The sequence below is a fragment of the Escherichia sp. MAL-1 genome (genome assembly GCF_052948035.1).
Map to the genome: position 1 here is coordinate 1,947,498 of NZ_CM129609.1, position 19,500 is coordinate 1,966,997.

Consider the following 19,500-nt stretch of genomic DNA (forward strand, 5'->3'; position numbering starts at 1 on the left):
TTAACTCAATGCGGGTTAGCTTATTTAATATACAGACACGTCATAGTGATGAGCGTGTCTGTAGCTAGCTTGCGTTCAGTGGCGTTTGTGGATGGACCAGTGGTAGTTATGATGACTTACTAAAGCGGCATCGAGGCGTTATCATGAGAATACTCAATGAGACATCATTTCCTCGACCACTTCTTCGCTACTCAACTGATATGGATAATACGTTGGCCAGTTTTCCATTTCATTTAATAAAGATTGCTGTGAATCATTACCCATAAAAATGTGAAAATGAGATGATTTTCGTGGTGCAATTATATGATCGCTAAATTGTATATATTTAGGGGCTTTGCTTTTAGGATCTTTACATTCGAATAAGTAACGAACGCCTTTCTTACCTGATTTGTAAGTGAGTATTTTGTATCCATCGTAATCATATTTACAGGATGTTGTTTCATTATTTCTATGGAATTCAACAATGCCGTCCTCAATGCCAATCATCTCGATATCTGTCGCATAACCTTTGTGATAATAATCTTTAATTTCAGCAAATGTTTTAGTTTTATCTGCATCCGCTTTCTTCTGAAAGACGGGGTCAAGTTTGCCACTTTGCAGTAAAGGATAAACGGATTGCCAGACTCCATCCCAGTCACTGAGCGTTCGGTTTTGTACATTGGCATCATCAAAAACACCATTAGCAGCTTTTTGTTCGACCTCTGTTAAGGGTTTGCCGTGTGAGTGATGACCATGCGAAAAGGCAGGAGCGCTAACAATAAAGACACCTAAAGCAACAGCCAATTTGTGAAGACGAATCGCCAAAACAGTTTCCTCCAGAGTCATTGTATATGATGTGTAATGTTATATTGTAACATATGACAAAATGCAACAACTCTTAGGAGATGAGAGCATAGTTTTCTCAGGTGTATTTATCTATCTTATTGAAATAAAATGAATTATGTTGATAATTTGAGGTTGATGACAAACGAAACATAACCTGATGTGATCTGCGCAGGCCGGACAGGGCGCTCGCGCCGCATCCGGCAGGGATAACGCGTACTTTGTCGGCAATATGAAGTTATACAGATAATTTGTTGTGAACCTGCTTGCGTAACCGGTTAAAAAGGGAACGCAACTTCTTATACCGTAAGGCTAAAAGCAGTACAGCCAGCCCAGCGTAGATGAGCGGCTGCGGTGAAATAATCTTCACTGACCACAGATAATGTATTGGGGCCAGGATCGCGACAAGATAGACGAAATTATGCAACTGTTGCCAGTGCTTGCCGAGTTTTCGCTGCATCGCCTGGGTTGAAGTAAACGCTAAAGCAAGCAAAATAACCCAGCTGATAATTCCTAACGTTAAATAAGGCCGGGTAATTAACTCCTTGCCTAATAACGCCAGATTATTCACGCCCAGCTCCAGCAATGCGTAACTGGTTAAATGCAGTGTCGCCCAGGCAAAGCACCATAAGCCTAACAGGCGGCGAGTGCGTATCAATAACGGCTGTTTTGCGTAGCGTGCCAGAGGTGTGATTAACAAGGTCGCCAGCAAAAATTTCAGTGCAGTGCGACCGGTAAAATGCTGAATATCTTTCACCGGATCGGCACCCAGTCCACCGTGATTGATCGCCCAGACCAGCCAGAGAAACGGCAACAATCCGGCAAGATGCAGGCTAACTTTCAGCCATGTCACCTGTTTTGCTGTCAGACGCATTCAGAAATTCTCCCGCAAATCCAGGCCACGATACAGCGATGCCACCTGGTCGGCGTAACCATTAAACAGTAGCGTTGGCTGGCGCTGTACATCGAGGATGCCGCCTGAACCAATAAATCGTTCGGTAGCCTGTGACCAGCGCGGGTGATCAACATGCGGATTAACGTTGGCGTAAAAACCGTATTCGTCAGGCGCTGCCAGATTCCAGGTGGTTGGCGGACGCTCGCGGGTCAGCTTAATACTGACGATCGATTTAATCCCTTTAAAGCCATATTTCCACGGCACAATCAGTCGCACCGGCGCGCCATTTTGTGGCGGTAACGCCTTGCCATAAACACCCACGGTCATCAGTGTGAGCGGATGCATTGCTTCGTCGAGACGCAATCCTTCGACATAAGGATATTTCAGCCCGCCGCCGATAAAGCGGTCCTGCTGGCCTGGCATTTGTTCCGGTGCATAAATTGTTTCGAAAGCGACATACTTCGCATTGCTGGTGGGTTCGGCAAGCGCCAGCAATTTGTGCAGCGGAAAACCAATCCACGGCACCACCATCGACCACGCCTCCACGCAGCGCATACGATAAATACGCTCTTCCAGCGGAAAGCGACGGGTTAAATCATCGTGATCGAGGGTCAATGGTTTTGCCACTTCGCCGCTGATTTTCAGTGTCCATGGATCGGTTTTCAGGCTACCAGCATTAGCGGCGGGATCGGCTTTATCCAGCCCGAATTCATAGAAGTTGTTATAGCCGGAAACTTTATCTGCTGGCGTCAGTGGCAGGTTATTTTGCCAGGCGGCAGGCTTGCTGAACTCCAGCGGTTTTCCGGCGGGGGCGGGTGGGCGATCGTTCCCTTTAAACCAGCTAAGCAGATCGGCATGCGCAGCGTGAGGCAAAGAAAGTGCAGCTGCGCTGATGCCCAGTGCTTTTAACACCTGCCGACGCTTCATAAAGAATACCGACTCGGCCGTAACATCTGATTCTTTTAAAAATTGATTCTTTTTCATAAGCCATCACACTTTTTTGTCGTTAGCCAGCAAGAGCCGTTTACTGTTAATCTGTCAGGGAGTGTCCTCCCTAACAGTAGCAGAGATCTGCTTTTACATATTTATGCTTTAACTGCCACGATAGGTTGAATACCCATATTGGCTAAGTAATAAAGGCACATGATAATGCTCGTTCACTTTATTAATATGAAATTCAACGGGGATCTCAGGGAAGAAACTTTCAAGATTTTGTTTCTTGAAATAGTCCCCGGTTTTAAATACGACACGGTAATCGCCAGTAGTCGCAGTTTGCTCGGGCCACAGTGCCTTAATTCGTCCATCCTTATCTGTTTTGGCGGTATTAAGTTGTAACCAGCCGTTATCCGCCTTCTTTTCAAGAGTGACTGTCACGTCAGCAGCGGGTTTTCCGGTTTGCTGGTTCAAAATGTGCACGCTAAGAATGTTTTGTTGTGCGGCATAAACCAAAGAAGGTAATGAAAATGCTGCCGTTGCTACCGAGAGTACTAAATAACGCTTTAACATGTTTATATCCTTGTCATGTGAATGAGTTTTGAGGATAGCGAAAAAGCGGCCAGGGTAACCTTACAGCAGCATTACAATTTTGTAATGAACCAGGCTGTTTCTATAACATATGATTTATGGCATATTATTTTCATGAAGATTTTACTTATTGAAGATAATCAAAGGACCCAGGAGTGGGTAACGCAGGGGCTTTCCGAAGCGGGTTATGTCATTGATGCCGTTTCTGATGGCAGAGATGGGCTTTATCTTGCGCTGAAGGATGATTATGCATTGATCATTCTGGATATTATGCTTCCGGGTATGGATGGCTGGCAGATCTTACAAACGTTAAGAACAGCAAAGCAAACCCCTGTTATTTGCCTTACTGCAAGGGATTCTGTCGATGACAGAGTCAGAGGGCTGGACAGTGGAGCAAATGATTATCTGGTAAAACCTTTTTCATTTTCTGAGTTGCTGGCAAGGGTTCGGGCACAATTAAGGCAACATCACGCTTTGAATTCAACATTAGAAATCAGCGGCTTAAGAATGGACTCTGTTAGTCAAAGTGTGAGCAGGGACAATATCAGTATTACACTGACGCGCAAGGAGTTTCAGTTACTTTGGCTACTGGCCTCCAGAGCTGGCGAAATTATACCCAGAACGGTTATTGCGAGTGAAATTTGGGGAATCAACTTTGATAGTGATACCAATACGGTGGACGTCGCCATTCGCAGGCTCCGCGCAAAAGTTGATGATCCTTTTCCTGAAAAGCTAATTGCCACAATCCGTGGGATGGGATATTCATTCGTAGCGGTAAAAAAATAATGAAAAGATTGTCTATAACCGTCCGTTTAACCTTGCTTTTTATATTGCTGCTGTCTGTTGCTGGCGCTGGAATTGTCTGGACTCTCTATAATGGCCTGGCAAGTGAGTTGAAATGGCGCGATGATACAACACTCATTAACCGGACAGCACAGATCAAGCAGTTGTTAATTGATGGGGTAAATCCAGATACGTTACCTGTATACTTTAACCGGATGATGGATGTTAGTCAGGATATCTTGATCATTCATGGTGATAGCATCAACAAAATTGTTAACCGGACAAATGTCAGTGATGGCATGTTAAATAACATACCTGCTAGTGAGACAATCAGCGCAGCTGGCATTTACAGAAGCATTATTAATGACACTGAGATTGATGCTTTACGAATTAATATTGATGAAGTTTCGCCATCATTGACGGTTACTGTGGCTAAATTGGCTTCAGCCAGACATAACATGCTTGAACAGTATAAAATTAATAGCATTATAATTTGCATTGTCGCTATTATACTGTGCTCAGTATTAAGTCCGCTGTTAATCAGAACGGGGTTACGAGAGATCAAAAAGTTGAGTGGTGTAACGGAAGCGCTGAATTATAACGATAGCCGGGAACCTGTTGAGGTTAGCGCATTACCGAGAGAACTAAAACCTCTTGGGCAGGCGTTGAATAAAATGCATCATGCTTTAGTCAAAGATTTTGAACGCCTAAGTCAATTTGCTGACGATCTCGCTCATGAACTTAGAACGCCAATTAATGCATTACTGGGTCAGAATCAGGTTACGCTCAGTCAAACCAGAAGTATCGCTGAATATCAAAAAACAATTGCCGGTAACATTGAAGAGCTGGAAAATATTTCGCGGTTAACAGAGAACATACTGTTTCTTGCCAGGGCAGATAAAAACAATGTTTTGGTGAAACTGGACTCGCTTTCTCTCAATAAGGAAGTCGAAAATTTGTTGGACTATCTTGAATATCTTTCAGACGAGAAAGAGATTTGCTTTAAGGTCGAGTGCAATCAGCAAATCTTTGCGGATAAAATTTTACTGCAACGAATGTTATCGAATCTTATTGTTAATGCCATTAGATATTCACCAGAAAAATCGCGTATTCATATAACCAGTTTTCTTGATACCAACGGATCTCTTAATATTGATATCGCCAGCCCTGGAACGAAAATTAATGAGCCTGAAAAACTCTTCCGTAGATTTTGGCGGGGAGATAATTCGCGTCATTCCGTAGGTCAGGGACTTGGCCTTTCTTTAGTCAAAGCGATTGCCGAATTACATGGGGGAAGTGCTACGTATCACTATCTCAATAAGCATAATGTGTTCCGGATTACGTTGCCGCAAAGAAATTAACATAGGGCTTCAGTACGCCATAAATTAACCGTGAAAAAACGCAGCCACGTCGTGAGTATTAACGTGGCTGCGATTGATTATGCGCTTACATTCATACGTAACAGGGATTAACCCGCATAAGCTGCCAGCATTTCCTGCGCCGCCAGTTTACCCAACGCATTCGCTGCGAAAGGACTGTCGCCGGTGAGAAGTTTACGGTCCTTATGTACTCGCCCGGTGATGTCGTCATTAATGATTTTCATGCCCATTTTCTTCAGCTCTTCGCCGAAGTACCAGGTGAGATGACCCGGCATATAGCCTATCTCTGGCGTTTGTTTGTCTGCGGCGTCTGGGAATGCGCAAATGGAATAACCATTCAGTGGGTTATCGCCGTGGCGAAGCGCCAGAAAAGCCGCCGGGCCGTGGCAAAGGGAGATAACAAAACGGTCATTTTTGATTGCCCACTGCAAAGCAGCAGCTACGTCCTGGCTTTCTGGTAAACCAATAAGTGCGCCATGACCACCAGGAACAAAGATTGCTGCATATTCGCTGTCAGCGTTGAGGCTGGCGACAACATCCGCGAGTTTCTTCGGATTGCGGAACAACGATTTATGCTGCTCAAAGAATGGCATTACTTTTTCATCTTTGTGCGGCATAGCCCAGTATTCAAACTTGGTCATCAGACCGGAAATGGTCGCCACTTCGAATTCGAAACCTGCAGCATGGAGATGATACAACGGCAGCAACGTTTCAATCGGATGGTTACCGGTCGAGAACAGTTTTCCGTTATCGGTTGGCAAATAACGTTCGTCCGCGGCGATCACCAGAATTTTATGTTTACCGCGATACGGTTTTGGATAGTCCACGCCATCAAGATCAGAGACAGGACTGGTATATTGGCTAAGCGAATATTCTGAAGGGAAGAATGCATTATCTTCAGCAATATCGACCTGCGGATTTTTACTTGTTTGAACAGTCATAGTGTATTCCTTATTGTTGCTTAGTTAGGGTAGTCACTATATTTGCGACTGAGCTGGTCGCTATTTTTAACCAGGCTGGAAAATTGAGTCAATATATCGAAAGCGGTAGTCGGCGGGTGTAAGTATGTAATGATGATGCTGCACTGGTGTTGAATATTATTCACGCCAAATTTTCCTTATTGAGCAACGTCGTCGCAAGTGGCCTCAATGATTTTAGACCATTATCAGAGGTACGGGGCGACGGGGAGAGATTTAGTGCTGTGGAATATTGTGGTGCTGATGAATATTTATATCCCGGATTGGTAGAGAAAAAGCTTATTTCATGCACTATTTTTGCAAATATTTCTATATGGGAGGCGGTTTTGTTGCAGATTAATTCATAAAGAAATGCATTTGGGTCTTGGCTGGAAGAGTCGCTGGTAGATGTTATTGTGCCAGCAGGGGCAGGGTAAGGTGCTGTATCGATATGCTTTGGCAATTGCGCGTGCCGCAGAGGGAGATAAAATGCCAATAAAAAAGCCTGAGTTCGATGAGGGACGAACTCAGGCTAGTGTTAAGTTTTACAGTAACACGCCGCGGCGCGTTGGCTGATTAGAACTGGTAGACGATACCAAATGCGAGTTGGTCGTCGGTGTTCAGTCCATGAGCGAGAACATAATCACTCTTATCAAGCAGGTTGATCTGATAAGCGGTATATACGTTCATGTTCTTATTGAAGTAATACCAGGTACCGATTTCAATGTAGTTCAGACGATCAGAATCTTTGTAACCTGCTACGTCCAGTGCTTTAGAATAGGAGTAACCGATGGATGGACGCAGACCGAAGTCGAACTGATATTGCAGAACAGCTTCGAAGTTTTGTGTTTTGTTCACAACATCACCGTCGTCGGAATTCATGTTGTGAGATTCACCGTACATCACAGCAGCATAGACGTTGTTGGCATCATATTTTGTTGACAGTGCCCAAACTTCTGCTTTTTCACCTTTACTATCACTAGACTGGAAATCAGTACGATCAGAGTTTGCGTAAGCACCAGCAAATGAGAAACCGTCAATAGTGTAAGTTACAGATAAACCATGGCCATCGCCATTTGCTTTGTAGTTGCCTGTACCTTCATTTTTACCCTGATATTGCAGAGCAAAATTTAGACCTTCAACCATGCCAAAGAAATCTGTGTTACGATAGGTTGCAACACCGTTGGTACGGTTGGTCATGAACAGGTCAGTACCAGCCCATGAATCACCGCCCCACTCAACAAACATATCAGTAAATGCTTCTGCATCATACGCGACACCGACATTACGACCATAGTCGAATGAACCAAAATCTTTGTAACTCAAACCAGCATAAGCCAAACGAGTTTGGTCAGGGTTGTGTCTGTTTGATGCTTCCAGGTCTAGTTCAAACTGACCGTAACCAGTCAATTCAGGGTTGATCTGAGTTTCACCTTTCACGCCTACACGGGCATAAGAGGTATCTTGAGAATTATCGCCTTTTTCACCATTTTCACGGTCGGTCAGAATGCGCTCACCAACCATCTTGCCGTACAAATCCAGTTTATTGCCATCTTTATTATAAATTTCAGCCGCATTTGCTGCGCCAGCAACTAATAACGCCGGGACCAGCATTGCCAGAACTTTTCTTTTCATTATGTATTCCCTTGTGATTATAATCTTCATGAATATATCAATAAGTGCCGTTATCCAAAAAAAAGCACATTTGGATACTATTCTATGAAGTTCATTTTATTTTAAAGATTACATGTAACAAATGTATTTAAAAGATTTCAAAATGTTTCTAATCTATTTAATATAATTCAGAATTATGAATTCTAAATATAAATATTCATGAAAATTATAAATGTATATCAATGTGTTATGAGTTGAGCGGAAACATAGGGGGTATCAATGATTGTTGCGCCAAACGGCTGGTGTGATCAGGCGCACATTAATGAAGGCATAAAAAAAAGCCGGCATCATGCCGGCCCAAAAAATATAAACAAGACGATAAAAGGCTAATAACGGAAGCATCATGACACAGAATAATAAAAAGGTATAATTGTAATCAGTGCTAATATATTGATTAAATGAATTAATAAAGCCAATATCAAAGATAAATAAAATCGCTCAAAACGATTTTTCCTGTATTCACTGCCGTTGCGCAAAAATTATCTATTTGTTCAAAAAATGAGTGAGTCTTGACTGGCTCATCCAATGTGGAAAAATGTGACTTTTATCACATAATAGTACTAAGTCTGAATTTTCCGGGTTATCTCAAAATGGAATACGGTTCGACAAAGATGGAAGAGAGACTCTCTCGCAGCCCTGGTGGCAAACTGGCTTTGTGGGCTTTTTATACATGGTGTGGCTATTTCGTCTGGGCAATGGCGCGTTACATCTGGGTGATGAGCCGGATCCCCGATGCCCCCGTGTCGGGATTTGAAAGCGATTTAGGCTCTACCGCGGGAAAGTGGTTAGGGGCACTGGTCGGATTTTTATTTATGGCTCTGGTCGGGGCATTGTTAGGCAGCATTGCCTGGTACACCCGACCTCGTCCCGCACGTAGCAGACGCTATGAATAAAAACTGCTAAGGTGGCTACTCTTTGGCAACGGAGCGCGTATGGACTTACAACACTGGCAGGCACAGTTCGAAAACTGGTTGAAAAACCATCATCAGCACCAGGACGCGGCCCATGACGTGTGTCATTTTCGCCGCGTCTGGGCTACGGCACAGAAGCTGGCGGCAGATGACGACGTCGATATGCTGGTGATTTTAACCGCCTGTTATTTTCACGATATTGTGAGCCTGGCGAAAAATCATCCGCAAAGGCAGCGTTCTTCAATCCTGGCAGCAGAAGAGACGCGTCGCCTGCTCCGTGAAGAGTTCGTGCAATTTCCGGCGGAGAAAATTGAGGCCGTTTGTCATGCCATTGCCGCTCACAGTTTCAGCGCGCAAATCGCCCCCTTAACCACGGAAGCTAAAATCGTCCAGGATGCAGATCGGCTGGAAGCCCTGGGAGCGATTGGCCTGGCGCGCGTGTTTGCCGTTTCAGGGGCATTGGGCGTGGCGCTGTTTGATGGTGAAGATCCGCTCGCACAGCATCGCCCGCTTGATGATAAACGCTACGCGCTGGATCATTTCCAGACTAAGTTGCTGAAGCTACCGCAAACCATGCAAACCGCAAGAGGCAAGCAGCTGGCGCAGCACAACGCGCATTTTTTAGTCGAGTTTATGGCGAAGCTCAGTGCCGAACTGGCGGGGGAGAATGAAGGTGTCGATCACAAGGTGATAGATGCGTTTTCATCCGCTGGCTGAGCGCGTGGACCTAAATGGCTGTAATTATGTTAACCTGTCGGCCATCTCAGATGGCCGGTGAAATCTATGCAGGAAAATATATCAGTAACCGATTCATACAGCACCGGGAATGCCGCACAGGCAATGCTGGAGAAACTGCTGCAAATTTATGATGTTAAAACGCTGGTGGCGCAGCTTAATGGTGTGGGTGAGAATCACTGGAGCGCGGCAATTTTAAAACGTGCGCTGGCGAATGACTCGGCATGGCACCGTTTAAGTGAGAAAGAGTTCGCCCATCTGCAAACGTTGTTACCCAAACCACCGGCACATCATCCGCATTATGCGTTTCGCTTTATCGATCTATTTGCCGGAATTGGCGGCATCCGTCGCGGTTTTGAATCGATTGGCGGACAATGCGTGTTTACCAGCGAATGGAACAAACATGCGGTACGCACTTATAAAGCCAATCATTATTGCGACCCGGCGACGCATCATTTTAATGAAGATATCCGCGACATCACCCTCAGCCATAAAGAAGGCGTGAGTGATGAGGCGGCGGCGGAACATATTCGTAAACACATTCCTGAACACGATGTTTTACTGGCCGGTTTCCCTTGTCAGCCATTTTCGCTGGCTGGCGTATCGAAAAAGAACTCGCTCGGGCGGGCGCACGGTTTTGCCTGCGATACTCAGGGCACGCTGTTCTTTGATGTGGTGCGCATTATCGACGCGCGTCGTCCGGCGATGTTTGTGCTCGAAAACGTCAAAAACCTGAAAAGCCACGACCAGGGTAAAACGTTCCGCATCATCATGCAGACGCTGGACGAACTGGGCTATGACGTGGCTGATGCAGAAGATAACGGGCCGGACGATCCGAAAATCATCGATGGTAAACATTTTCTGCCGCAGCACCGTGAACGCATCGTGCTGGTGGGTTTTCGTCGCGATCTTAATCTGAAAGCCGATTTTACTCTGCGTGATATCAGCGAATGTTTCCCTGCACAGCGAGTGACGCTGGCGCAGCTGCTGGACCCGATGGTCGAGGCGAAATATATCCTGACGCCGGTGCTGTGGAAGTACCTCTATCGTTATGCGAAAAAACATCAGGCGCGCGGTAACGGCTTCGGTTATGGAATGGTCTATCCTAACAATCCGCAAAGCGTCACGCGTACGCTGTCTGCGCGTTATTACAAAGATGGCGCGGAAATTTTAATCGATCGCGGCTGGGATATGGCCACGGGTGAGAAAGACTTTGACGATCCGCTGAATCAGCAACATCGTCCACGTCGGTTAACGCCTCGGGAATGCGCGCGCTTAATGGGTTTTGAAGCGCCGGGAGAAGCGAAATTCCGCATTCCGGTTTCGGACACTCAGGCCTATCGCCAGTTCGGTAACTCGGTGGTCGTGCCGGTCTTTGCCGCGGTGGCAAAACTGCTTGAGCCAAAAATCAAACAGGCGGTGGCGTTGCGTCAGCAAGAGGCACAACATGGCCGACGTTCACGATAAGGCCACTCGCAGCAAAAATATGCGCGCGATTGCCACGCGTGATACGGCGATAGAGAAGCGCCTCGCCAGTCTGTTAACCGGGCAGGGCCTGGCATTTCGCGTTCAGGACGCCAGTCTGCCCGGACGCCCGGATTTTGTCGTTGATGAATATCGCTGCGTGATATTTACCCACGGCTGCTTCTGGCATCATCATCACTGCTATCTGTTTAAAGTGCCTGCGACTCGAACCGAGTTCTGGCTGGAGAAGATAGGTAAAAATGTTGAACGCGATCGCCGCGATATCAGTCGTTTGCAGGAACTCGGCTGGCGCGTATTGATTGTCTGGGAGTGTGCATTACGTGGGCGCGAGAAGCTGACGGATGAAGCGCTTAGCGAGCGTCTGGAAGAGTGGATCTGCGGCGAAGGTGCCAGCGCGCAGATCGACACGCAGGGGATTCATTTACTCGCTTGATGCGTCCTGAATAACTGGCGCAACTACGGGGTTTGCCGGGAAGAGATATTTTCCCAACGTGACCAGTACCACCGCGAAGACAATTACGCCGAGCGCCAGCCATTCAATCTTCGACAGCGTTTCTCCGCCCAGTCCCGTACCCAGCAAGACCGCGACCACCGGGTTAACGTAGGCGTAGCTGGTGGCGAGAGCCGGACTGACGTTGCGGATTAAATACATATAAGCGTTAATGGCGATAATCGAACCAAACAGCGCCAGATAGCCGACCGCAAGGAAGCCTGAAAGGGAAGGGAGTGCCGTCAGTTTTTCACCTGCAATCATCGACGCGATCATTAACACCACGCCTGCCGCCAGCATCTCAATCGCACCCGCCATCATCCCTACAGGTAAGGTAATGCGCGAGCCATAAACCGAGCCAAACGCCCAGCTAATCGAGCCGATTAAAATCAGAATCGCGCCCCACGGATTGCCGCTTAAATTTCCACCGCTATTGAGCATGATGATTCCGGCAAGCCCAATGGCAATACCCACCCATTCCAGTTTGCGCGTTTTAATGCCAAACAGGCGGCTGAAGCACAGGGTAAAGAGGGGCACGGTTGCAACCACTACGGCGGCGATGCCGGAAGGAACATTTTGATGTTCGGCAACCGTCACCATGCCATTACCGACAGCCAGCAATAACAGGCCAATCAGCGCGGCATTGAGCAGCGGACGTAGCGGGGGGAGTTTGTGTCCGCGCAGTAGCAAAAATGCCATCAATAAAATACCGGCTGCCAGGAATCGAACGCCTGCCATCATTAACGGAGGCCAGCTTTCCACGCCAATCCGAATGACAAAATAGGTTGAGCCCCAAATGATATACAACGCAAACAGCGCGCCAAAAAGCGGTAACAACTGGCGGAAACGCATAATCCCTCACGGTGGAAATAAAAAGGTGGTTCATAGTAAACGTGAAAATCATTCTGCTGGCGAGAGATATAATTGCACTTGATTGTTAAAAAAATGTTGACCTGTGAAGCAAGTATCAGAGCTGCCGTTTTTGCTTCATACTTACACCCTTCAACAATAAAAATGAGAGGGAATGCTTTTGGCCGGGAGTAGTTTACTGACGTTGCTCGATGATATCGCCACTCTACTGGACGATATCTCCGTGATGGGCAAACTGGCGGCGAAGAAAACCGCCGGTGTATTAGGGGATGACTTATCGCTCAATGCGCAACAAGTTTCAGGCGTGCGGGCCAACCGGGAACTTCCCGTGGTCTGGGGCGTGGCGAAAGGATCGCTGATCAATAAAGTGATTCTGGTGCCGCTGGCGCTGATCATCAGTGCGTTTATCCCGTGGGCGATTACGCCACTGTTGATGATTGGCGGCGCGTTTCTCTGCTTTGAAGGGGTAGAGAAAGTGCTGCATATGCTGGAGGCGCGTAAACATAAAGAAGATCCGGCGCAGAGTCAGCAGCGTCTGGAGAAGCTGGCGGCGCAGGATCCGCTGAAGTTTGAAAAGGACAAAATAAAAGGGGCGATTCGTACCGATTTTATATTGTCTGCGGAAATCGTCGCCATCACGCTGGGGATTGTGGCCGAAGCGCCGTTGCTTAATCAGGTGCTGGTGCTTTCAGGCATCGCGCTGGTAGTGACCGTGGGCGTCTACGGTCTGGTAGGGGTTATCGTTAAGATTGATGACCTGGGGTATTGGCTGGCGGAAAAATCCAGCGCGCTGATGCAGGCATTAGGTAAAGGGTTATTGATCATTGCGCCCTGGCTGATGAAAGCGTTATCAATTGTAGGCACGCTGGCGATGTTCCTCGTCGGCGGTGGGATTGTGGTACATGGAATTGCGCCGCTGCATCACGCCATTGAACATTTCGCCGGGCAGCAAAGTGCAGTGGTGGCGATGATATTACCGACTGTTTTAAATCTGATTCTTGGATTTTTCATCGGTGGCATAGTGGTGCTGGGAGTGAAAGCCGTAGCGAAAATGCGCGGTCAGGCACATTAATACTCGCACAGGCTATTATGCAAAATTCGCCATCTTCAACTAAGGTGAACAAGTTTCACTCGAAAAAAGGAGGCGAGTATGAGCTTTATGGTTAGTGAGGAAGTTACGGTTAAAGAGGGCGGCCCGCGGATGATTGTCACTGGATACTCCAGCGGTATGGTTGAGTGTCGTTGGTATGACGGTTACGGGGTCAAGCGGGAAGCTTTTCATGAAACCGAGCTTGTTCCAGGGGAGGGGAGTCGTCCTGCGGAAGAAGTTTGAAAGGGTATCATTAACACCCGACCGGATGTGGCGCTCACGTCGCATCCGGTCGGGTGTGCCAGTGTCTGCACTGAATTGCCTGATGCGACGCTATCGCGTCTTATCATGCCTACGTTATAAAACTATCGATGTCTGTCGCGTCTTATCATGCCACCATTATAAAATTATCGCTGTTTTGCGGTACGCTATCGCCAGGTTATGCCAGAATCATAAAAAAGCAGGTTGGGAGTCGTCAGGGTGCAGCACGAGACAAAAATGGAAAACCAGAGCTGGTTGAAAAAACTCGCACGCCGCCTGGGGCCTGGTCATGTCGTTAATCTCTGCTTTATCGTGGTATTGCTTTTTTCCACCTTGCTCACCTGGCGTGAAGTAGTGGTGCTGGAAGATGCCTATATCTCCAGCCAGCGTAATCATCTGGAAAACGTAGCCAACGCGCTCGATAAGCATTTGCAGTATAACGTCGACAAACTGATCTTTTTGCGTAATGGCATGCGCGAAGCTCTCGTAGCGCCACTGGATTTCACCTCTCTGCGTGATGCTGTAACCGAGTTCGAACAGCATCGCGACGAGCACGCCTGGAAAATCGAACTCAACCGACGACGCACCCTGCCAGTCAATGGCGTATCGGATGCATTAGTCAGCGAGGGAAATCTCCTGTCTCGCGAAAATGAAAGCCTCGACAATGAAATTACCGCTGCACTGGAAGTTGGTTACTTGCTGCGACTGGCGCACAACTCCTCGTCGATGGTTGAACAGGCGATGTATGTCTCGCGTGCCGGATTTTACGTTTCGACGCAGCCGACCTTGTTTACGCGCAATGTTCCAACGCGTTATTACGGCTATGTCACCCAACCCTGGTTTATCGGCCATTCACAACGAGAAAATCGTCACCGCGCGGTACGCTGGTTCACTTCGCAACCGGAACACGCCAGCAATACTGAACCGCAGGTTACCGTCAGTGTTCCGGTAGACAGTAATAACTACTGGTATGGCGTGCTGGGGATGAGTATTCCCGTACGTACTATGCAGCAATTTTTAAGAAACGCCATCGATAAAAACCTCGATGGTGAGTATCAGCTCTATGACAGTAAGCTGAGATTTTTGACCTCTTCCAATCCTGACCATCCAACAGGGAATATTTTTGATCCTCGTGAACTGGCCTTGCTGGCGCAGGCAATGGAACATGACACGCGGGGCGGCATTCGTATGGACAGTCGCTATGTTAGCTGGGAACGTCTGGACCATTTCGACGGTGTGCTGGTGCGCGTCCATATGTTAAGCGAAGGCGTGCGCGGCGATTTCGGCAGTATCAGCATTGCATTAACCCTGCTGTGGGCGCTCTTTACCACCATGTTACTCATCTCCTGGTATGTGATTCGCCGGATGGTTAGCAACATGTATGTTCTGCAAAGCTCGTTGCAGTGGCAGGCGTGGCACGACACCTTAACCCGTTTATATAATCGTGGCGCGCTGTTCGAAAAAGCCCGTCCGCTCGCCAAATTGTGTCAGACACACCAACATCCTTTTTCTGTCATTCAGGTCGACCTTGACCATTTTAAAGCGATTAATGACCGCTTTGGTCATCAGGCGGGCGACCGTGTTCTTTCTCATGCTGCCGGATTAATTAGCAGTTCCTTGCGTGCGCAGGACATTGCCGGGCGGGTCGGTGGTGAGGAGTTTTGTGTGATTCTGCCAGGCGCGAGTCTGACGGAGGCTGCGGAGGTCGCAGAACGTATTCGACTGAAATTAAATGAAAAAGAGATGTTGATTGCTAAGAGTACGACGATACGCATCAGTGCCTCGCTGGGGGTAAGCAGCAGCGAGGAAACCGGTGATTATGATTTTGAACAACTCCAGTCACTGGCTGACCGTCGTCTTTATCTCGCTAAACAGGCCGGGCGTAATCGGGTATGCGCGAGCGATAACGCTTAACGGGCGGAGAAAAAATGGTCCAGCCCTTCACGCCAGCCTTCCGGTCCTTCACGCTGCGTTCGCCAGACGCGGGTCGGATCCTCATCATGCAGATGCACCCCTTCACGGTTTAGCCCTTTCACAATCACCGCGTAATCCATTACCTCCAGCAAGGGCGCATCGTTTGGCCCATCGCCCAGGCCAAGTGTGGTTGGGCGTTTGCCTGATAATTGTTGATAGGTCGCGATAATCCAGTTGGCGGCCTGATCTTTTCCGGCAGAGGCATCCAGGACGTGCCAGAAGCGCGCACCTTGCATAAACTGTAAGCCCAGTTCGTTCAGACGAGCGGTAAATTGTGCCATACGCTCGTCACTGTCGCGCCAGATTAGCGTTACCGACGCCTCATGAAGCTGCGTCAGCGCCGCCTGGCTACGGCTTAATCCCGTCCATTCGGCGATGGTTGCATCGTCGACATCATCAAAAGTTGTGAATTTAAAATGTTCTTTCTCGCGTAGCGTATTTAAAACCTGGCTGATTTCGCCATGGCTAATACCTGAGATGATGCGTGGAAAACCGTCTATATCCTGCCATTGTTCAGCAAGCTGGATCACTGCGCCATTTTCGGCAATCAGTGGTAACCCTTGTAGCCCCAACGTTTTTTGCAAGTACAGCATTTCCGCTGAAGTTTTACTGCTACAGAGAATGACGGGAACATTCGCTTCGCGTAAACGGCTGAGCCAGGGGGCAGCCGGTTGCCAGTCATAACTATGACTGTCCAGCAGGGTGCCATCAAGATCGCTAAAAACCAGTAGTGGTTGTTGAATTGAAAACATGGTCGCGCAGTTCTCCCCTTACCAGGATGATTCTCAAAACAGCACAAATAATCAAAGATGATTTTTTCGGGAGCGATCCCGTTGACGCCAGAGCCACCAAGGGGTGACGCACGTCACATTTCTATTCATAAGTAGCGTTAATCATTCATATCGCGAATATTTTCTTGTCAGCGAAAAAAATTGCGGATAAGGTGATGAACACATCAGATTTCCTGGTGTAACGAATTTTTTAAGTGCTTCTTGCTTAAGCAAGTTTCATCCCGACCCCCTCAGGGTCGGGATTTTTTTATTGTGCATTCAACGATTCACTTCAGAGACGCTGAAGTCATGAATATCCAGTTCGAAGGCATCCGCCAATTCACGCCATGTATGATATTCACGTCCATCGACGCTAACGTGTTCAGAATCGTTCTGGCTGCGATGAACTTCGCTTTCGCTAATTTCATTGATCGCCGCCAGCAGGGCATCGACATCGACGCTGACCTCACGTTTTGCGGTATCGCTGTACTCTTTTGCGGTTTTCATCATCTTTCCTCGCAACCGTTACTCTGTTGTTGCCGCCAGTCGTTAAGTCCGCCTGGCATCTCTTAAGTATAGACCGTCGAGAAAATCAGCACTCGCGCGCGCCTGGCGCTGCCAGAAAAACGAAATTGTTCTACACTGGCACAAAGCCACAGGAGGAAAACGATGAAGGTGAATGATCGGGTAACAGTCAAAACGGATGGCGGTCCGCGTCGTCCTGGCGTGGTACTGGCAGTTGAGGAGTTTAGTGAAGGCACAATGTACCTGGTTTCGCTGGAAGACTACCCGCTCGGCATCTGGTTCTTTAATGAAGCAGGGCATCAGGACGGTATCTTTGTGGAGAAAGCAGAGTAATCTTATTCAGCCTGACTGGTGGGAAACCACCAGTCAGAATGTGTTAGCGCATGTTGACAAAAATACCATTAGTCACATTATCCGTCAGTCGGACGACATGGTAGATAACCTGTTTATTATGCGTTTTGATCTTACGTTTAATATTACCTTTATGCGATGAAACGGTCTTGGCTTTGATATTCATTTGGTCAGAGATTTGAATGGTTCCCTGACCTGCCATCCACATTCGCAACATACTCGATTCGGTTCGGCTCAATGATAACGTCGGCATATTTAAAAAAGAGGTTATCGTTGTCTCTTTTTTCAGAATATCGCCAAGGATATCGTCGAGAGATTCCGGTTTAATCGATTTAGAACTTATCAATAAATTTTTTCTGACCAATAGATATTCATCAAAATGAACATTGGCAATTGCCATAAAAACGATAAATAACGTATTGGGATGTTGATTAATGATGTGCTTGATGTGCTGACTGTAAGAAGCATCATGGATGAAACAGTCCTCATTAATAAACACCACTGAAGGGCGCTGTGAATCACAAGCTATGGCAAGGTCATCAACGGTTTCAATGTCGTTGATTTCTCTTTTTTTAACCCCTCTACTCAACAGATACCCGGTTAAACCTAGTCGGGTGTAACTACATAAATCCATAATAATCGTTGACATGGCATACCCTCACTCAATGCGTAACGATAATTCCCCTTACCTGAATATTTCATCATGACTAAACGGAACAACATGGGTCACCTAATGCGCCACTCTCGCGATTTTTCAGGCGGACTTACTATCCCGTAAAGTGTTGTATAATTTGCCTGGAATTGTCTTAAAGTAAAGTAAATGTTGCGATATGTGAGTGACCTTAAAACAAATATTTCGCCGCAGGAGTATCCTGGAAGATGTTCGTAGGTATTATTTTTCGGATAATCCTTAGGATAACATGATAAACGTTACGGAATTATATTAATGGCAATTCACTAATAATATCAGCCAGCAAATTAAACATCTCACTGAATAAATGTTCGCAAAAAGGTGCAATTAACGGCATTAATGCCGCCATTAAAGAGATACCGACAGTCAGAGTTAATGGAAATCCAATAACAAAAATGGATAATTGCGGGGCCATACGATTAAGTAAACCTAATGCCAGATTCAGTGTCAGCAGCAGAGTAATGAGCGGTAACGCCAGCATCAGCCCGTTAAGGAAAATCAAACTCCCTGCTTTGGTGAGTGCCAGAAACGCATTGCTGTTCAACGGTTCGCCACCAATTGGCAGGGTGTGAAAGGTATCGACCAGCAGTGAAATCAACCATAAATGACCGTTAAATGTCAGGAACAGTAGTAACGCCAGCATATCCATGATACGCGCTAAAACAGGCATATTGAGATGGCTGGCCGGATCGACAAACGTCGCAAATGACAGCCCCATTTGCAGACCGATAATTTCGCCAGCGGTTCGCACAGCGGCAAAGGCAAATTGCATGGTAAAACCAAGCGCAATGCCGATCAGGATCTGCTGCACGGCCAGCCACAGAGCAAAGAACGAAAAAACAGGAACATCGTTGGCAGGTAATGATGGGGCAATAGCGAACGTGATCATCATTGCCAGACCCAGTTTTACCCGTTTCGGCACGCTGCGTTCGCTCAGAATTGGCGCGGTAGAAATGAGCGCCAGCACGCGCAGTAACGGCCAGAAGTACAGACTTAGCCAGGAAAGCCATTGATCGCTTGTCACCTGCATCATTGTACGGGCTACCCGATGATATACGGCAGGTTAGTGAACAAGGTGCGGACGTAATCCAGCAACAGATTGAGCATCCACGGTCCGGCAATAATAATGGCAATAAATACGGCGATGATTTTTGGAATAAACGACAGCGTCATTTCGTTGATCTGCGTGGCGGCCTGCAAAATACTGATGATAAGGCCCGTGACCAGCGCCACCAGCAACAGCGGGGCAGCCAGTGCCAGCGCGACTTTCATCGCTTCAGTCCCCATCATCATGACCGATTCAGGTGTCATTTT

Annotated in this window: 22 protein-coding genes; 10 read left to right on the forward strand and 12 right to left on the reverse strand. The window is 47.2% G+C overall.

Going from position 1 to position 19,500, the window contains the following annotated elements; genetic code table 11:
• Positions 1-153: 153 nt before the first annotated feature.
• The 4 genes from zinT to hiuH all read right to left on the reverse strand — a co-directional run bounded on the left by zinT (position 154) and on the right by hiuH (position 3,223).
• Positions 154-804 (reverse strand): metal-binding protein ZinT, encoded by a 651-nt coding sequence (gene zinT / locus ACU8XX_RS09355; RefSeq protein ID WP_001007760.1) that lies wholly within the window; start codon positions 802-804, stop codon positions 154-156.
• 256 nt (positions 805-1,060) lie between these two features.
• Entirely contained in the window at positions 1,061-1,696 is a 636-nt protein-coding gene (msrQ, locus tag ACU8XX_RS09360; RefSeq protein WP_001240105.1) for a protein-methionine-sulfoxide reductase heme-binding subunit MsrQ, read from the reverse strand.
• Entirely contained in the window at positions 1,697-2,701 is a 1,005-nt protein-coding gene (gene msrP, locus ACU8XX_RS09365; protein ID WP_000740094.1) for a protein-methionine-sulfoxide reductase catalytic subunit MsrP, read from the reverse strand. It abuts the gene before it with no gap.
• Between the two features lie 108 nt (positions 2,702-2,809).
• The gene (gene hiuH, locus ACU8XX_RS09370) at positions 2,810-3,223 is read right to left on the reverse strand and encodes a hydroxyisourate hydrolase (RefSeq protein ID WP_000920127.1); all 414 of its coding nucleotides are present in this window, start codon (positions 3,221-3,223) and stop codon (positions 2,810-2,812) included.
• Between the two features lie 132 nt (positions 3,224-3,355).
• Between hiuH and hprR the strand changes: the two genes are divergently transcribed.
• The gene (hprR, locus tag ACU8XX_RS09375) at positions 3,356-4,027 is read left to right on the forward strand and encodes a response regulator transcription factor HprR (protein ID WP_001339045.1); all 672 of its coding nucleotides are present in this window, start codon (positions 3,356-3,358) and stop codon (positions 4,025-4,027) included.
• Positions 4,027-5,385, forward strand: coding sequence for a two-component system sensor histidine kinase HprS (gene hprS / locus ACU8XX_RS09380; RefSeq protein WP_001543853.1), 1,359 nt, complete (start codon positions 4,027-4,029; stop codon positions 5,383-5,385). Before hprR ends, hprS begins: the two co-directional genes overlap by 1 nt.
• 107 nt (positions 5,386-5,492) lie before the next feature.
• On the opposite strand, the gene hchA is transcribed toward hprS, so the two are convergent.
• Together hchA and ACU8XX_RS09390 are read right to left on the reverse strand one after the other, a co-directional pair.
• Complete coding sequence (hchA, locus tag ACU8XX_RS09385) at positions 5,493-6,344, reverse strand: glyoxalase III HchA (RefSeq protein ID WP_001543852.1); 852 nt, start codon at positions 6,342-6,344, stop codon at positions 5,493-5,495.
• 591 nt (positions 6,345-6,935) lie between these two features.
• Positions 6,936-7,994: a porin gene (locus ACU8XX_RS09390; protein WP_016242217.1), complete on the reverse strand. Its 1,059-nt coding sequence runs from the start codon at positions 7,992-7,994 to the stop codon at positions 6,936-6,938.
• Between the two features lie 650 nt (positions 7,995-8,644).
• Between ACU8XX_RS09390 and drpB the strand changes: the two genes are divergently transcribed.
• The 4 genes from drpB to vsr all read left to right on the forward strand — a co-directional run bounded on the left by drpB (position 8,645) and on the right by vsr (position 11,597).
• Complete coding sequence (gene drpB, locus ACU8XX_RS09395) at positions 8,645-8,926, forward strand: cell division protein DrpB (RefSeq protein WP_001297704.1); 282 nt, start codon at positions 8,645-8,647, stop codon at positions 8,924-8,926.
• Between the two features lie 39 nt (positions 8,927-8,965).
• The gene (locus ACU8XX_RS09400) at positions 8,966-9,661 is read left to right on the forward strand and encodes a phosphohydrolase (protein WP_000365580.1); all 696 of its coding nucleotides are present in this window, start codon (positions 8,966-8,968) and stop codon (positions 9,659-9,661) included.
• 66 nt (positions 9,662-9,727) lie between these two features.
• Positions 9,728-11,146, forward strand: coding sequence for a DNA-cytosine methyltransferase (dcm, locus tag ACU8XX_RS09405; protein WP_001157230.1), 1,419 nt, complete (start codon positions 9,728-9,730; stop codon positions 11,144-11,146).
• Positions 11,127-11,597, forward strand: a complete 471-nt coding sequence (vsr, locus tag ACU8XX_RS09410) for a VSPR family DNA mismatch endonuclease (protein ID WP_000786004.1) — start codon at positions 11,127-11,129, stop codon at positions 11,595-11,597. The genes dcm and vsr overlap by 20 nt, the downstream gene beginning before the upstream one ends.
• Here the strand turns inward: vsr and yedA are convergent.
• Positions 11,586-12,506 (reverse strand): drug/metabolite exporter YedA, encoded by a 921-nt coding sequence (yedA, locus tag ACU8XX_RS09415; protein WP_001507517.1) that lies wholly within the window; start codon positions 12,504-12,506, stop codon positions 11,586-11,588. The two genes, vsr and yedA, sit on opposite strands and share 12 nt — an antisense overlap.
• Before the next feature lie 172 nt (positions 12,507-12,678).
• Between yedA and ACU8XX_RS09420 the strand changes: the two genes are divergently transcribed.
• The 3 genes from ACU8XX_RS09420 (at position 12,679) to dgcQ (ending at position 15,789) form a co-directional block, all read left to right on the forward strand.
• The gene (locus tag ACU8XX_RS09420; RefSeq protein WP_089640448.1) at positions 12,679-13,596 is read left to right on the forward strand and encodes a DUF808 domain-containing protein; all 918 of its coding nucleotides are present in this window, start codon (positions 12,679-12,681) and stop codon (positions 13,594-13,596) included.
• 78 nt (positions 13,597-13,674) lie between these two features.
• Entirely contained in the window at positions 13,675-13,857 is a 183-nt protein-coding gene (locus ACU8XX_RS09425) for a YodC family protein (protein WP_000009306.1), read from the forward strand.
• A gap of 237 nt (positions 13,858-14,094) precedes the next feature.
• Positions 14,095-15,789: a cellulose biosynthesis regulator diguanylate cyclase DgcQ gene (dgcQ, locus tag ACU8XX_RS09430; RefSeq protein WP_077757757.1), complete on the forward strand. Its 1,695-nt coding sequence runs from the start codon at positions 14,095-14,097 to the stop codon at positions 15,787-15,789.
• Here the strand turns inward: dgcQ and ACU8XX_RS09435 are convergent.
• The gene (locus ACU8XX_RS09435) at positions 15,786-16,601 is read right to left on the reverse strand and encodes a mannosyl-3-phosphoglycerate phosphatase-related protein (protein WP_000491501.1); all 816 of its coding nucleotides are present in this window, start codon (positions 16,599-16,601) and stop codon (positions 15,786-15,788) included. The two genes, dgcQ and ACU8XX_RS09435, sit on opposite strands and share 4 nt — an antisense overlap.
• A 297-nt stretch (positions 16,602-16,898) precedes the next feature.
• Positions 16,899-17,126, reverse strand: coding sequence for a peroxide/acid resistance protein YodD (yodD, locus tag ACU8XX_RS09440; RefSeq protein ID WP_000844800.1), 228 nt, complete (start codon positions 17,124-17,126; stop codon positions 16,899-16,901).
• 162 nt (positions 17,127-17,288) lie between these two features.
• Between yodD and dsrB the strand changes: the two genes are divergently transcribed.
• On the forward strand, positions 17,289-17,477 hold the full coding sequence (dsrB, locus tag ACU8XX_RS09445) for a protein DsrB (protein ID WP_000867217.1): 189 nt from the start codon (positions 17,289-17,291) through the stop codon (positions 17,475-17,477).
• A gap of 43 nt (positions 17,478-17,520) precedes the next feature.
• On the opposite strand, the gene rcsA is transcribed toward dsrB, so the two are convergent.
• The 3 genes from rcsA to fliQ all read right to left on the reverse strand — a co-directional run bounded on the left by rcsA (position 17,521) and on the right by fliQ (position 19,497).
• Positions 17,521-18,144, reverse strand: coding sequence for a transcriptional regulator RcsA (rcsA, locus tag ACU8XX_RS09450; protein WP_000104004.1), 624 nt, complete (start codon positions 18,142-18,144; stop codon positions 17,521-17,523).
• Positions 18,145-18,433: 289 nt separating this feature from the next.
• A complete protein-coding gene (fliR, locus tag ACU8XX_RS09455) occupies positions 18,434-19,219 on the reverse strand; it encodes a flagellar biosynthetic protein FliR (RefSeq protein WP_000983977.1) in 786 nt (261 codons plus the stop codon).
• 8 nt (positions 19,220-19,227) lie between these two features.
• On the reverse strand, positions 19,228-19,497 hold the full coding sequence (fliQ, locus tag ACU8XX_RS09460; protein WP_000187358.1) for a flagellar biosynthesis protein FliQ: 270 nt from the start codon (positions 19,495-19,497) through the stop codon (positions 19,228-19,230).
• Positions 19,498-19,500: the final 3 nt, after the last annotated feature.

What these genes read in the sequence shown, in the direction of transcription:
- msrQ (WP_001240105.1), bottom strand. Translation starts at nt 1,696, where the DNA reads ATGCGTCTGACAGCAAAACAGGTGACATGGCTGAAAGTTAGCCTGCAT.
- msrP (WP_000740094.1), bottom strand. Translation starts at nt 2,701, where the DNA reads ATGAAAAAGAATCAATTTTTAAAAGAATCAGATGTTACGGCCGAGTCG.
- hiuH (WP_000920127.1), bottom strand. Translation starts at nt 3,223, where the DNA reads ATGTTAAAGCGTTATTTAGTACTCTCGGTAGCAACGGCAGCATTTTCA.
- hprR (WP_001339045.1), top strand. Translation starts at nt 3,356, where the DNA reads ATGAAGATTTTACTTATTGAAGATAATCAAAGGACCCAGGAGTGGGTA.
- hprS (WP_001543853.1), top strand. Translation starts at nt 4,027, where the DNA reads ATGAAAAGATTGTCTATAACCGTCCGTTTAACCTTGCTTTTTATATTG.
- hchA (WP_001543852.1), bottom strand. Translation starts at nt 6,344, where the DNA reads ATGACTGTTCAAACAAGTAAAAATCCGCAGGTCGATATTGCTGAAGAT.
- ACU8XX_RS09390 (WP_016242217.1), bottom strand. Translation starts at nt 7,994, where the DNA reads ATGAAAAGAAAAGTTCTGGCAATGCTGGTCCCGGCGTTATTAGTTGCT.
- drpB (WP_001297704.1), top strand. Translation starts at nt 8,645, where the DNA reads ATGGAAGAGAGACTCTCTCGCAGCCCTGGTGGCAAACTGGCTTTGTGG.
- ACU8XX_RS09400 (WP_000365580.1), top strand. Translation starts at nt 8,966, where the DNA reads ATGGACTTACAACACTGGCAGGCACAGTTCGAAAACTGGTTGAAAAAC.
- dcm (WP_001157230.1), top strand. Translation starts at nt 9,728, where the DNA reads ATGCAGGAAAATATATCAGTAACCGATTCATACAGCACCGGGAATGCC.
- vsr (WP_000786004.1), top strand. Translation starts at nt 11,127, where the DNA reads ATGGCCGACGTTCACGATAAGGCCACTCGCAGCAAAAATATGCGCGCG.
- yedA (WP_001507517.1), bottom strand. Translation starts at nt 12,506, where the DNA reads ATGCGTTTCCGCCAGTTGTTACCGCTTTTTGGCGCGCTGTTTGCGTTG.
- ACU8XX_RS09420 (WP_089640448.1), top strand. Translation starts at nt 12,679, where the DNA reads ATGCTTTTGGCCGGGAGTAGTTTACTGACGTTGCTCGATGATATCGCC.
- ACU8XX_RS09425 (WP_000009306.1), top strand. Translation starts at nt 13,675, where the DNA reads ATGAGCTTTATGGTTAGTGAGGAAGTTACGGTTAAAGAGGGCGGCCCG.
- ACU8XX_RS09435 (WP_000491501.1), bottom strand. Translation starts at nt 16,601, where the DNA reads ATGTTTTCAATTCAACAACCACTACTGGTTTTTAGCGATCTTGATGGC.
- yodD (WP_000844800.1), bottom strand. Translation starts at nt 17,126, where the DNA reads ATGAAAACCGCAAAAGAGTACAGCGATACCGCAAAACGTGAGGTCAGC.
- dsrB (WP_000867217.1), top strand. Translation starts at nt 17,289, where the DNA reads ATGAAGGTGAATGATCGGGTAACAGTCAAAACGGATGGCGGTCCGCGT.
- rcsA (WP_000104004.1), bottom strand. Translation starts at nt 18,144, where the DNA reads ATGTCAACGATTATTATGGATTTATGTAGTTACACCCGACTAGGTTTA.
- fliR (WP_000983977.1), bottom strand. Translation starts at nt 19,219, where the DNA reads ATGATGCAGGTGACAAGCGATCAATGGCTTTCCTGGCTAAGTCTGTAC.
- fliQ (WP_000187358.1), bottom strand. Translation starts at nt 19,497, where the DNA reads ATGACACCTGAATCGGTCATGATGATGGGGACTGAAGCGATGAAAGTC.